Below are 13,250 nucleotides of genomic sequence, written 5' to 3'. Positions count from 1 at the left end.
GTCGCTTCACTTTCGCACAGATAAACCATTTGTCGCTGACTCTTCGCTCGAGTAGCCCTATGCTACAATCAGTTAAAAATGGGGATAATTAAATAACTTTATTATCATCTTACAAAATTATGTAATCCATAAAAATAAATCTTTAAATTTTATTATTTCGAAGTATGATAGTCAAGTGATTATAAAAATTTTTTTTTATAGGAAAAATTAACATTATTCTTTTGTATAGACAAATTTGAAATAGGATAATAATTTAATCAGGTAAAACTTTAGCTAGATAACAATTTAAATAATTAAAGTGTCCATTTCTAAAAAATGAAAATAGTTAAATGGATAAACAACTTTCCAAATGTGTTATAAAACAAAGTGATTCTATCTGAGGTATACCTAAAGTTTTATTTCTTCTTAGGTATGTATACTATTTAAGTATTCGAATAAAAAACTGAATATTAAGAAAATACCATGTGTTTTATAACTATTTTTAGATATAAAACTATAATAATGATGTTAATAGATATATTTAATTTTTGTTTTTTTCAGATAATATAAGTTTGTTTTCAAAAAAACAAGAAAGTTTTATTGAAAATGACAGAAAATCGAACGTGGAAAAAAATGGTTTTAGATGAGGGTCTGTTGTGATATTGTAAAAAATAGTAAAAGGGGGGTGATAAAGGAATATGAATTTATGGAAAAAGATACTGGAGGAAGGGTTGCTTTTTGTTAAAGATAAGACACTCCTTTAATATGGGAATGTTAAAAGAAGATTTATCAATATCATCTGTAGTTGTCGGATTAATAGCCACAATGGTATCTTATGCTGGGCCTCTAGTAATTGTTTTTCAAGCTGCTAAAGTAGCACATTTAAGTGATTCTCATTTGTCCTCGTGGATATGGGCGATATCGATGGGTAGTGGGATAACTTGTATTTTGTTGAGTATTTGGTTTAAAGCTCCAATTATAACAGCGTGGTCTACACCAGGAGTGGTTTTACTTGTTTCAAGCTGGTCAACTTATTCCTATACAGATGCTATTGGAGCGTTCATTTTTTCTGCATTAATTATTACATTGTTAGGATTTACGGGGATATTTGAGAAAATGATGAATCGAATACCTTATTCAATCACAACTGCTATGCTTGCCGGAATTCTTTTAAACTTTGGTGTTGAAGTTTTTACGTCTTTAAGAAATCTACCTGAATTGGTTTTTCCGATGATACTGTGCTACTTACTTTTTAAAAGATTTTCACCACGTTATACGGTCGTAATTACATTATTTTTAGGATTATTGATTACTTATTTTACTGGAAATCTAAAGACTGAAAGTATTGATATATCTTTAGTGAATCCTATTTTTACAATTCCTACATTTTCACTTGATGCTTTGATTGGGATTGGAGTTCCATTATGTATTGTAACGATGGCATCTCAAAATGCTCCTGGTATAGGGGTACTAAGAGCGGATGGATACAATGTTCCAATAAGTCCATTAGTTACAACAACGGGTATTTTTTCTATTTTACTTGCACCATTTGGTTCTCATGCTATTAATTTAGCGGCAATTACTGCTGCAATTTGTACTGGAAAAGAAGCTCATGAAGATAAAAATAAAAGATATATTGCGGGTATATCATGTGGATTATTTTATTTAATCTTTGGTTTATTTGGAGCTGCAATTGCATCAATTTTTCAAGCACTTCCTAGTGAGCTTATAGCAGCTATTGCTGGTTTGGCTTTATTTGCTTCACTTAGTTCGAGCTTAACTTCAGCAATGGAAGGTACTCAAAAGGAAAGCGCATTAATTACTTTTCTAGTTACTATATCAGGTATCTCTTTTTTAGGTATTGGGGCTGCTTTTTGGGGATTAATAGCTGGCATTCTAACAAATGCAATTTTTCAAATGAAGTTTAATATTTTCTCAAAAAAACAAAAGAATTGACTATAGAAACTAGTAATTCACAAAAGGGATGATATTTAATGAGGGATCAATGCGTAGATTATTTAATTATTGGTGCGGGAATTGCAGGTGCATCGGCAGCATATGAATTGGCTAAAGAGGCTAATGTTCTCCTTATAGAAAAAGAGACTCAATTAGCCTACCATTCCACAGGACGTTCTGCAGCAATATACATGCAAGCATATGGTAATAAAATAGTAAGAGGATTAACAAAGAATAGCTATGAGTTTTATACTAATCCCCCAAAAGGATTTAGTGATAAACCTTTATTAAAAGAAAGAGGGGCAATTTTTTTAGCAACAAAAGAACAGAAGATATTAGCAGAACAACATTATAAAGATATGAAAAATGAAGTAAATAATTTGGAACTACTAGAAGGTGAAGAGTTACGAAGTCTTGTTCCAGTCATTAATACAGATATATATACATCGGGTATATTTGAAAAAGATGCAATGGATATCGATACACATGCTGTTCATCAAGGATATATCAATGGATTTAAAGGAAAAGGTGGGACTCTGATTACCAATTGTAGTGTGAATTCAATATCTCGCCATAACAATATTTGGTGTGTAGATACAAACCAAGGTAAGATTGCCGCACCGATGATTATTAACGCAGCAGGTGCATGGGCTGACCAGATAGCAAGTTTAGCGGGAGTTGGAAATATTAACCTTGAACCAAAGAAGAGAAGTGTCTTTTATTTATCAATTGATGAATATAATATAAATAAATGGCCGTATGTAGGAGATTTAAGTGAATCTTTTTATTTTAAACCCGACTCGGGAAAATTGTTTGTAAGTCCATGTGATGAAATTCCAATAACACCTTGTGATGCAAAACCATCAGATTTAGATATCGCTATAGCTGCAAATAATCTTGAAGCGGTAACTAACATTGAAGTCAAGAAAGTTGGTCATACATTAGCAGGTTTGCGCTCTTTCGTGGCAGATAGGACGCCGGTTGTGGGTGAGGACGCAGATGTACCAGGTTTCTTTTGGTTAGTAGGACAGGGAGGATATGGGTTTCAGACAGCACCTGCTATTGCTAACTGTTGTAGAATGCTTCTTACAAGGAATTGTTTTCCAGAAACGTTGAAAAATGCAGGAATCGTAGAAGAAGCACTTTCGCCAAATAGAAATAGTTTAGATCGTAACAGTAGATCATTTTGAATGACCAAGTAAAAAGTATAAACTTAACGAGAGAAGGAGAGTATAAAAATGTCGATTAGAGAAATTTATACAAACAAGGCGCCAGAACCAATAGGTACCTATTCACAAGCAATTCTTTCAAATAATATTGTATATTTATCAGCTCAAGCGCCCATTATTCCTGAAACAATGGAAGTAGTAGAAGGAGGAATAAAGGAACAGATTCAATGCTCTTTTAATAATTTGAAGTCAGTTGCGGAAGCTACTGGTGGAAATCTTTCTAATATTGTTAAGCTAACAGTATATCTTACTGATTTAACTCATTTTTCATTAGTTAATGAAGAAATGGCGAAACTTTTTACAGCCCCATACCCAGCAAGAGCGGCAGTTGGTGTTAAGGCATTACCTAAAGGAACAGACTTTGCAGTTGAAGCAATTATGAGTTTATAACTTAACTTATTTTATTACGAACTTCTAAGATACAAATCGTGTATATTTTTATTACTTTATATATGAAGGGAGATTATTAAATTTGCTTAAAAAACTAGATCTTCTTAACCGATATATAGGCAATACACCTTGTGTGAATCTAGACGTAAATCCTATTAATTTATTTGCAAAATTAGAATCTTATAATTTAATGGGCAGTGTGAAAATGAGACCAGCTTATTATGTTATTAAAGAGGCAATTAAAAATGGAAAGATTGACGAAAATACAACAGTAATTGAATCATCATCTGGAAACTTTGCTATAGCATTAGCTACTATATGCAAATTCTTGGGAATTAAGTTTATTCCTTTTATTGATATGAACATTAGTCCGACATATGAAAAATTGCTTCATACAATTTCATACGATGTAGTAAAAGTTACTGAAAGAGATGAAACAGGCGGATATCTCTTAACAAGACTAAACGAGATTAAACGTTTTCAATCTGATAATGATAATATTTTTTGGACCAATCAATATGGAAATATAGATTGTTTACGAGCGCATTATTACGGATTGGGGACTGAAATATCAGAAAGTTTCGATAAATTAGATTATGCATTTATTGGTGTTAGTTCATGCGGTACGATTGCAGGAGTTTCAAGGAAATTAAAAGAGAAATTTCCTAATATAAAAATTATTGCGGTAGATACAAAAGGTTCAGTTATTTTCGGAAAACCACCAAGTAAACGTTATATTCCCGGTATTGGCTCGAGTATGACACCAGATATTTTAAAAGAAGCATTAATTGATGAAGTAATATATGTCCCTGAAACCAAAGCAGTAGAAGGATGTTATGAGCTTTTTGAGAAATTTGTTATCTTTGCAGGTGGGTCTTCAGGAGCATCATATTACGCAATTAGTGAATATTTTAAAGATAAAAAACTTAACCAAGTTCCAAATGTAGTGTTTTTATGTCCCGATGGTGGTTCACCATATGTTGATACTATTTATAGTAATGAATGGGTAAAGTGGATTAACAATCAAAAGGGTACAGTGATGAGTTTATAATACACATAGGAGTTGAAAATACCATGCTCTATTTAAACAAAACAGATATATCAGCAATTCCAATAAATTGGGATGAAAATATTTCGAATATTGAATACGCTGTAGAATGTTTATCTAACAATGATTTTTCTCAACCGATTAAACCTTATTTGAAATTTAAAGACCCGAATGATCGTATCATTGCTATGCCTGCATATGTTGGCGGTGATATTTCTGCTACAGGTATAAAATGGATTGCTAGTTTTCCAAAAAATATTAAAAAGACTATTCCAAGAGCGCACTCAATAACTTTATTGAATGATGTTAATACAGGAGAACCAAAATGTATAATAAATACCGCTATAATAAGTGGGATACGTACAGCATCTGTTTCGGGATTGATGATACGTAAATTTCAAGCAGTTAGGAAATTAGATAAAATTAATATCGGCATTATTGGATTTGGTCCAATTGGACAGTTACATTATCAAATGGTCACGGAGTTATTAAATGAAAAAATAAATAAAATATGTATTTTTGATCTTGCTGGAATTTCTATGGAGAAAATACCTGAAAATTGGTTAGAGAAAACAGAAATTTGTAGTTCTTGGGAAGATGTTTATAAAAATAGTGATATCTTTATAACTTGTACAGTTTCAGAGATGAGATATATAAATAAAGAACCTAAAAAAGGTGCGCTACTGTTAAACGTTTCTCTTCGAGATTATGAGCCTAGTATTATTGATTTCACTCAATCGATTATTGTAGATGATTGGGACGAGGTATGTAGAGCAAATACTGATATAGAAGTTATGCATAAAGAACGTAATTTGAATAGAGAGAATACAAAATCCATTGTTGATGTAGTTTTGCATAATGCAATGAATGAATTTCCAGACAATCAAGCTATAATGTTTCATCCAATGGGAATGGCTATCTTTGATATAACAATTGCTAAATTGTATTTTGAAAAAGCTAAGAAAAATAATATTGGTCTCATCCTAGATTAATGAAAGAAGTTTTTTATTTTTATATTAAGGAGTACACAAGGGAGGGGCAATTAAAGTGATACGATTTAGTTGTGTTTCATGTGGATATGAATTTCAATCAGTAGGAATCGTTTATCTTTGTCCTGTCTGTAAAAATGATAAGAATAATGGTTTTCAAAAAGGTATATTATCCGTTAAATATGAACCAAAAAACAATGCTAAGAGAAATTCAATGGTTGAACCAAATTCATTCCTTCCAATTGCCATTCATAATTCGAATTCTTTAAAGGTTGGTAATACACCATTACTAGAGCCTACTTATTTAAGAGAGGAAGTAGGACTACCAAATCTTTTTATTAAAAATGAAAGTTTAAATCCATCAGGGTCATTAAAAGATAGAGCATCATTATTAATTGCAGAACAGGCTATCTTACATAATGAGCAGAAAATTGTACTTGCATCAACTGGTAACGCCGGTTCTGCAATGGCTTGTATTTCTGCAACTTATGGATTAAAAACCGTTTTATTTATACCCGAAACTGCACCTAAAGAAAAAATTGCACAGGCCAAATTTTTTGGAGCGAGCGTTATCCCTATTCAAGGAACATACGATGATGCATATAAACTATCAATAGAGTTTACAGAAAGATTTGGAGGTATTAATAGAAATACCGCTTATAATCCTTTTACGATAGAAGGGAAAAAAACAGTATCAATTGAATTGTACAATCAGTTAGGCTTCAAAGCACCCGATATTATTTATATACCAGCTGGAGATGGTGTAATTTATGCTGCTGTTTGCAAAGGTTTTATTGACCTTAAACAAGAGGGGCTTATTGATAGGTTACCTCAATGTATTTTAGTGCAAGCAAAGGGTAGTGATGCAATAGTAAGAAGCTGGAGAGAGAAAAGAGATTTAATACTAGATAAAACAGATTCTATTGCAGACTCTATCTCTGTTAATTCACCTGCAAATGCTGAAATGGCTATTGGTTATTTACTTAAGACAAATAGTTGGGGCGTTTCAATATCGGATGAAGAAATTTTAGATTCACAAAAAAAACTAGCTACAAAGGCCGGAATTTTTGTTGAACCTTCAGCAGCGGCAGCGTGGGCAGGTTTAGAATCGGACCTTAGAAACAAGCTAATAAATCGAGATATGAATGTAGTTGTTTTAGCTACTGGCTCAGGATTCAAGGATATGAATAGAATTAAAAAGTCGAACAATGGTTTAATTTCATGTACGAATAATATTTATGCAGTTAGAGGTTATTTGAAAAATTAAGGACAAATAGAAGAGTTACGATTCCAACTTTATTTGCTCTATACACCAAGCACTTTGTCAAAGCCGATTGTAGAAATAGCTGTGAGAATAACGATGCCTCATATAAAGGTATAATATAGAAAGTAATTATTCTTGCCTTTATTATGGCAATAAATAAACACTTTCAGCTGCATAATTAGCTGAAAGTGTTTTTTGTCCGATTTATCCTTTATTGGACTGATAAATTACATCTTCTACTTCGAACTCTAAGTAATCAGATAATTTGTCTATCAGGCTAATGATCACTTTACATTTGGATAAATCATCGTCGAAGGATCCACGTATTCGTCAAACTGTTCCTTTGTCAGTAAACCAGTTGAAATTGCAGCTTCTTTCAATGTAGTGCCTTCTTTGTGAGCCTTTTTCGCGATTTTTGCCGCATTTTCATAGCCGATATAAGGGTTAAGTGCAGTTACAAGCATTAATGAGTTTTGTAAATTATGGTCAAGTACTTCTTTATTTGGCTCAATTCCAACAGCGCAATTATCATTAAATGATTTCATTGTGTCTGCTAGTAGGCGAGTTGATTGTAAGAAGTTATAGATAATTACTGGCTTGAAGACATTCAGCTCAAAATTACCTTGAGAAGCGGCAAAGGCAATTGTTGCATCATTGCCAACGACTTGTGTAACAACCATCGTCATCGCTTCACTTTGCGTTGGATTTACTTTACCAGGCATAATGGATGAGCCTGGTTCGTTTTCTGGAATCGTAATTTCCCCGATACCTGAACGAGGACCACTTGCTAACCAGCGAACATCATTGGCAATTTTCATTAAGTCAGCTGCAAGAGCCTTTAATGCGCCGTGTGCGACAACGGCTTCATCATGACTCGTTAGAGCATGGAATTTATTTGCTGCAGAAGTAAAATGTTTTCCTGTCAATTCACTAATTTCCACTGCAACACGCTCGCCAAATTCGGGATGTGCGTTAATACCCGTACCAACTGCTGTTCCACCAATCGCTAGTTCCTTCATATATTCAATATTTTGGACAACCATTTGCTCAGATTTAGCAAGCATTGCTGCCCAACCACTAATTTCTTGACCTAAAGTTAAAGGTGTAGCGTCTTGTAAATGTGTACGACCAATTTTAATAATATCTTTAAAGTTCTCTGCTTTGTCATCAAGTGTTGATTTTAGTAAACGTAGTCGAGGCAGTAAATAATCTTCAACTTTTAATACTGCTGCAATATGCAAAGCTGTTGGGAAAGTATCGTTTGAGCTTTGAGATTTGTTGACATCATCATTTGGATGAATACGTTCTGCCTCTCCAGCATTTTGTAAAAGTTGATTTGCACGGTGCGCAATTACCTCATTGACGTTCATATTTGACTGTGTACCACTACCAGTCTGCCAAACAACAAGAGGGAATTGCTCATCCCATTGACCGTTTAAAATTTCATCAGCAGCTAGCACAATCGCATTTGTTTTTAAATCGGAAAGTTTTCCGAGCTTGTTATTGGCGATAGCAGCACTTTTCTTTAAAATTGCCATAGCTTGAATTAGCTCAATTGGCATTTGCTCTGTTCCAATTTGGAAATTTTCTTTACTGCGCTGCGTTTGAGCACCCCAAATTTTATCTGCAGGTACTTTAATTTCACCCATTGTGTCTTTTTCAATTCGATAATCCATGTAAAACAGCTCCTTTATTTATGTAAATCTCTCCAATTAGTAAAGATCCATTATGCCTTGGCATAATTGTAGCTGACGCTTTGCTTTCGCTACAGAAAACATTTGCCGCCGAAGCTACGCTTTCGCGCAGATAAACAATGCGGCCGGATTCGACATTGTGCATACACAAAGAACTCCTTTCCGCTAAAAGAAGTTAAAAAAAACGAATATTCTTAGTCTGATGTAAGAATATCCGTTTGATACATGCTTATTTCAAAAAAGAGGGGGATTCTGAAGTAAGCAATTCGGAGATAAGAAATAATCTATTGATAATGATAATTGTTATCAATTAAAAAGTCAACTTCTTTGCTTTATGTGATTTGCAGTGATTTTTTTTCTTACAGTTCGAATCCCGCTTTTTTTAAGAGTAAAAACGCTATCGATAAACGATAGCGTTGGTAGATAAAGGGAAAGAGCTACCTTTTTTTCTTCCCAATTTCTTTTAATGGTTGTTTTTTAGGCACTTTTTCAAAAATGATACTTACGTGATAGCTGTTGTCGTCTATTTGAAGAATCTGAACAACTTTTGCTTTACGTCCTTTAATTTTAATGTTCTCTTCGACAGTAGGTAGACTTACTAGTAGTTGGCTTAAAACGGACGTCTTGTTTTCATAAAAATGAGTTACAAACATATCTTTTTCTCCTTATAACTTTTTTATTTAAAAGCCTGATTTTTACCTTCCTTAGTTGTTCGTATGTGATGTAAAAGAGACAGAGTTTTTACAAGGTTAATTAGCGGGGAAGGTTTTACTCAATGTATGATAAGGGCTTATAATATAGAACATTTGTTATACTGCAGGGAACTCTATTTTGGATCCTTGACGAAATAGTAAAAATCAATTATGATGTATCGAAATAAATTAACAATGATTGGAAGTAGTAATGAATGTAGTTTGCTTTAGAGAGATGATGGCTGGTGGAAATCATTGCAAACCATTTATGAACTCGTCCAGAAGTTTTTATGCTGAATCCAGTAGGCATAAACGGCTGCTACCGTTATAGTAAAGTGAGCTTTCTAGCTAATCAGAGTGGTACCGCGGATAACTTCGTCTCTATATTTATTTGAGATGAAGTTTTTTTATTTTGGGAAATTGTGAGACATTCCAATGCTGAATCGCTTAAATCACTAGCAAATGTCTTTGCTCCATCGACAAAATACTCGTGCTGTATGTGTTTACAAAAAACAAAAGGGGGAAAATGGGATGGAAATCACGAAAAAGCAGACAACGACAGTGGGGTTAGTAGCTCTTGTATTATCAGCACTTTTAACATCGATGAGCCAGGTTTTCTACGCTAAGCAGGTGCAAGAAGTACCGACATTTTTATTTATTGGTATTAGTTTTTTCATTACAGCTATTTATTTCTCTTTCTTTGCACGCAAACATAAACAAGCTAATCGATGGAAGGGAAATATTAATAATGTAGTGAAGTTGAATGTCGCGTCTGTGTTAGCATTTATGGGCTTTTATTTCGCTTTGAAATATGTAGAGTCAGCGATTGTAAGTGCACTTGAAATGGGCATTGGACCGCTGTTTGTTTTGATGTTGGCTGTTTTTGCTAAGGAGTCAATTCCTAAAGCACAATGGGTAATTGCCACGGGGACATTTATCGCTTGTATTATATTAATATTAGCGGTTGTTAGTGGGAAATCAGCTGTTCAAATGGATATAACATTGCCCGTAATAGTAGCATTGATAGCGAGTGTTGGCTGTGGAATTGGAGCTGTACTTTGTACGATATATTCTAAGAGATTAAGTGAGGCTGGTTGGACTACTTCAATGATTTTAGCAAATCGCTATTATGGCATAATTTTATTATCTTTTATCGCGACTTTCGACATATTTTTTAAATATTTCTCGGGAAATATTTCATGGATAATTGCAGTAACAGCAGTGGGTGTCATGCTTCCAATGTATTTATTGCAGATAGGCATTCAGTATTGTTCATCTTTAATAGTTATGATGAGTTTATGCTTTGTTCCAATATTTACTTTTTTCTTTCAGATGTTTGATTCCAGACTATCATGGTCGCCCGTTTCACTTTTAGGAATAAGTCTATTGTTTATTTTAGGGGTGTTTAGCTTGTGTTTGGAAAAAAGGGCGGTTTCAGAGTAACGTAAACGCGTTATAATAGTAGTAAGGGAGGACACGAAATGTATTTGAAATCATGTAAGGTATTACAGGGAGATATTGAAGATAAAGACCAGTATCCCTTTAATATACCAAGTTTGCAGGATTTGCAGGAGCTAGAGTTTCCTACGAATGTGACCTTCTTTGTTGGGGAAAATGGCTCTGGGAAATCAACACTATTGGAGGCTATAGCTGATCGCTGTGATTTTAATACAGCGGGGGGCGGTCGCCAAAATTTATTTGAGGTACATAAAGCGGAATCTGCTCTTGGAGAATTCATCCGTTTATCATGGTGGCCGAAGGTTTCAAATGGCTTTTTCCTACGTTCGGAAACGTTTTATCAATTTGCAAGTCATATTGATTTGTTAGACAATCATCCAAATAAGTATGCCGCTTTTGGTGGTAAGTCGTTACATCAACAATCACATGGCGAGTCCTTTTTATCGCTATTTCTGCACCGCTTTAAAGGGAAGGCAATTTATTTATTGGATGAGCCTGAAGCGGCGTTGTCACCAACGAGACAGCTTAGCCTACTCAAAATTATCAAAGATTTAGAGCATGAGGCACAATTTATTATTGCCACACATTCACCTATTTTGCTTGGTTATCCAAATGCTACAATCTATAGTTTTGATAATGGGGAGATTGAGTCTATTCGTTATGAGGATACTATACATTACATTGTTACGAAGCGCTTTTTAAATGCACCAGAAACCATTTTTTCAGAGTTATTTGATGAGGAGAGAGAATCATGAATCAACGTAAAGGCTTAGTCATGCGAGAAATTCGATTAGATGAAATGGCACAGTTTATAGATTTGCTTAATTATGTTTTCCAAATGTCCATGTCCATTCATAAGGATCGTCGCTTTGTGAATGCTAAAAGTAAGCAATTTAATGAGGGACATGCGATTGGTTGGTTCGATGGTTCACATCTTGTATCTCAAATTTTAAGCCTACCTTTTGAGGTAAATGTTCATGGAAAGATCTATGAAATGGGAGGCATCACTGCTGTCGGAACGTACCCTGAATATTCTGGGCATGGTTTGATGGAGAGCCTCATTATTGAGAGCCTGGAGCGAATGCGCAATGAAGGACAATGTATATCCTATTTATTTCCATATTCTATCCCTTATTACCGGAAAAAGGGATGGGAAATTATGAGTGATATTGTGGAATTTCAGATCAAGGATACGCAGCTTCCTCACTACAAAGGCTTAAACGGTAAAATCCGACGTGTCGATCCGAAACATGAAGATGTTGTGACCATTTATGCGCGCTATGCCAAGAAGACGCACGGTGTCATGGTACGAAATAGTATTGCTTGGAATGAAAAGTTTCAGGAAGATTTTTGGGAGGAAAAATTTATTGATAGTGATGTGAACCTCCAGGCTGCAGTGTATTATGATGAGGATGATGTTCCGCAGGGTTATATGTTTTACCGGATAATGGAGGAGAATTATTACATCGATGAAATTGTCTATTTGCAGGAAGAGGCGCGTAAAGGCTTATGGAATTTTGTCTCAGCACATAGCTCGATGATTTACAATGTATATGGTAAAACAACTGGCAATGAAGCCGTTGCCTTTTTGTTAGAGGATAGTGAGATTATTCAAAAGGTATCCCCTTATTTTATGGCACGGATTGTAGACGTAAAAGAATTTCTGTTACGCTACCCATTCGCGGGAAATGATTTTCAACTTCGATTAGCTGTTAGTGATCGGATTGTGGCATGGAATAACGGCACATTTGTTGTAACGAAGCAGAATGGAAAAGTTGCTGTCGAAAAGGTAAGTGAAACACAGTCTGAAAATGCTATTCAGCTAACGGTACAAACACTTGCCACGATGTTATTAGGCTATAAACGACCGAGCTATTTAGAAAAAATCGAGCGTTTACAAGGCAATGCTATTGAAATTGCACTACTAGAGACGGTGCTACCAGTTGGCATTCCAACGTTTATTGATTATTTTTAACAAAATTATGGGGATTTGTGCAGAGACAGCTGTGCAGATTCCTTTTTTATGGATTCAAAAGAAGATTGATCGGGTTAGCGCGAGAACAGATCGGGTTCAAGAGAAAACAGCTCAGGTCAGCGCGAGAACTGCTCGGGTCCAAGGGAAGACTGATCAGGTCAGCGCGAGAACTGCTCGGGTCCAAGGGAAAACTGAGCAGGTCCCCAAAAAACAGCTCTAATGAATGCATTTCCTAATTCAGGAAACAACTATTCCGCTGAAATCGTCTCTATATAAACAGATAGGGGGATACAGAAGAACGATGCCGAGAAGTTAGAAAGAAAATATACAAAAAACGCTTCTAGTGCTGCTTATTTGGATTATGTTTTTTGTTGGTATTATGGGTACGGTATTTATTGGGTGTTTTTTAATTGGACTAGATTTAAACATGAGCTGATTGCTGAATCTACATTATTGGCAATATCGAGAAAATAGAGCATACATTAACTGGAGCGATGATGATACAGTAAGTATTAACGGTGTGACATTGAATGTGCCTGATGAAACATATGATTATCGTGATAATGAGTAGCCATA

12 protein-coding genes and 1 other annotated feature are annotated in these 13,250 nt (G+C 34.7%); of the genes, 10 read left to right on the top strand and 2 right to left on the bottom strand.

Annotated features, from left to right (window positions below; translation table 11 throughout):
- The first annotated feature begins 717 nt into the window (after positions 1 to 717).
- From ACQKMV_RS11720 to thrC, 6 genes are all read left to right on the top strand, one after another.
- Positions 718 to 1,935, top strand: coding sequence for a benzoate/H(+) symporter BenE family transporter (locus ACQKMV_RS11720; RefSeq protein WP_427504076.1), 1,218 nt, complete (start codon positions 718 to 720; stop codon positions 1,933 to 1,935).
- A 38-nt stretch (positions 1,936 to 1,973) separates the two neighbouring features.
- Positions 1,974 to 3,125: an NAD(P)/FAD-dependent oxidoreductase gene (locus ACQKMV_RS11715; protein WP_427504075.1), complete on the top strand. Its 1,152-nt coding sequence runs from the start codon at positions 1,974 to 1,976 to the stop codon at positions 3,123 to 3,125.
- Positions 3,126 to 3,173: 48 nt separating this feature from the next.
- Positions 3,174 to 3,554: a Rid family detoxifying hydrolase gene (locus tag ACQKMV_RS11710; protein WP_427504074.1), complete on the top strand. Its 381-nt coding sequence runs from the start codon at positions 3,174 to 3,176 to the stop codon at positions 3,552 to 3,554.
- 82 nt (positions 3,555 to 3,636) lie between these two features.
- Positions 3,637 to 4,605 (top strand): 2,3-diaminopropionate biosynthesis protein SbnA, encoded by a 969-nt coding sequence (gene sbnA, locus ACQKMV_RS11705; protein WP_427504073.1) that lies wholly within the window; start codon positions 3,637 to 3,639, stop codon positions 4,603 to 4,605.
- A gap of 23 nt (positions 4,606 to 4,628) precedes the next feature.
- The gene (locus ACQKMV_RS11700) at positions 4,629 to 5,594 is read left to right on the top strand and encodes a 2,3-diaminopropionate biosynthesis protein SbnB (protein ID WP_427504071.1); all 966 of its coding nucleotides are present in this window, start codon (positions 4,629 to 4,631) and stop codon (positions 5,592 to 5,594) included.
- Between the two features lie 55 nt (positions 5,595 to 5,649).
- The gene (gene thrC, locus ACQKMV_RS11695) at positions 5,650 to 6,858 is read left to right on the top strand and encodes a threonine synthase (RefSeq protein ID WP_427504070.1); all 1,209 of its coding nucleotides are present in this window, start codon (positions 5,650 to 5,652) and stop codon (positions 6,856 to 6,858) included.
- Between the two features lie 281 nt (positions 6,859 to 7,139).
- Here the strand turns inward: thrC and fumC are convergent, their stop codons facing one another.
- Positions 7,140 to 8,531, bottom strand: coding sequence for a class II fumarate hydratase (gene fumC, locus ACQKMV_RS11690; protein WP_427504069.1), 1,392 nt, complete (start codon positions 8,529 to 8,531; stop codon positions 7,140 to 7,142).
- 455 nt (positions 8,532 to 8,986) lie between these two features.
- Complete coding sequence (locus ACQKMV_RS11685) at positions 8,987 to 9,202, bottom strand: hypothetical protein (protein ID WP_427504068.1); 216 nt, start codon at positions 9,200 to 9,202, stop codon at positions 8,987 to 8,989.
- 225 nt (positions 9,203 to 9,427) lie between these two features.
- Positions 9,428 to 9,627: a binding site (T-box leader), on the top strand.
- Positions 9,628 to 9,772: 145 nt separating this feature from the next.
- Here ACQKMV_RS11685 and ACQKMV_RS11680 point away from each other — a divergent pair.
- From ACQKMV_RS11680 to ACQKMV_RS11665, 4 genes are all read left to right on the top strand, one after another.
- Positions 9,773 to 10,684, top strand: coding sequence for an EamA family transporter (locus ACQKMV_RS11680; RefSeq protein WP_427504066.1), 912 nt, complete (start codon positions 9,773 to 9,775; stop codon positions 10,682 to 10,684).
- Positions 10,685 to 10,722: 38 nt separating this feature from the next.
- The gene (locus ACQKMV_RS11675) at positions 10,723 to 11,454 is read left to right on the top strand and encodes an AAA family ATPase (protein WP_427504065.1); all 732 of its coding nucleotides are present in this window, start codon (positions 10,723 to 10,725) and stop codon (positions 11,452 to 11,454) included.
- A complete protein-coding gene (locus ACQKMV_RS11670) occupies positions 11,451 to 12,674 on the top strand; it encodes a GNAT family N-acetyltransferase (protein WP_427504064.1) in 1,224 nt (407 codons plus the stop codon). Before ACQKMV_RS11675 ends, ACQKMV_RS11670 begins: the two co-directional genes overlap by 4 nt.
- Before the next feature lie 436 nt (positions 12,675 to 13,110).
- The gene (locus tag ACQKMV_RS11665; protein ID WP_427504063.1) at positions 13,111 to 13,245 is read left to right on the top strand and encodes a DUF5412 family protein; all 135 of its coding nucleotides are present in this window, start codon (positions 13,111 to 13,113) and stop codon (positions 13,243 to 13,245) included.
- Positions 13,246 to 13,250 lie beyond the last annotated feature (5 nt).

The sequence above is a fragment of the Lysinibacillus sp. NPDC094403 genome, from assembly GCF_050278745.1.
Taxonomy (GTDB): Bacteria; Bacillota; Bacilli; order Bacillales_A; family Planococcaceae; genus Lysinibacillus.
The sequence above is the reverse complement of the archived record's forward strand: the minus strand, read 5'-3'. Positions and strand labels throughout refer to the sequence as shown.

Bases quoted from the DNA above. Each gene is read 5' to 3' on its own strand.
- fumC (WP_427504069.1), bottom strand. From the start codon at position 8,531: ATGGATTATCGAATTGAAAAAGACACAATGGGTGAAATTAAAGTACCT.
- ACQKMV_RS11685 (WP_427504068.1), bottom strand. From the start codon at position 9,202: ATGTTTGTAACTCATTTTTATGAAAACAAGACGTCCGTTTTAAGCCAA.
- ACQKMV_RS11700 (WP_427504071.1), top strand. From the start codon at position 4,629: ATGCTCTATTTAAACAAAACAGATATATCAGCAATTCCAATAAATTGG.
- ACQKMV_RS11670 (WP_427504064.1), top strand. From the start codon at position 11,451: ATGAATCAACGTAAAGGCTTAGTCATGCGAGAAATTCGATTAGATGAA.
- ACQKMV_RS11715 (WP_427504075.1), top strand. From the start codon at position 1,974: ATGAGGGATCAATGCGTAGATTATTTAATTATTGGTGCGGGAATTGCA.
- ACQKMV_RS11680 (WP_427504066.1), top strand. From the start codon at position 9,773: ATGGAAATCACGAAAAAGCAGACAACGACAGTGGGGTTAGTAGCTCTT.
- ACQKMV_RS11710 (WP_427504074.1), top strand. From the start codon at position 3,174: ATGTCGATTAGAGAAATTTATACAAACAAGGCGCCAGAACCAATAGGT.
- ACQKMV_RS11675 (WP_427504065.1), top strand. From the start codon at position 10,723: ATGTATTTGAAATCATGTAAGGTATTACAGGGAGATATTGAAGATAAA.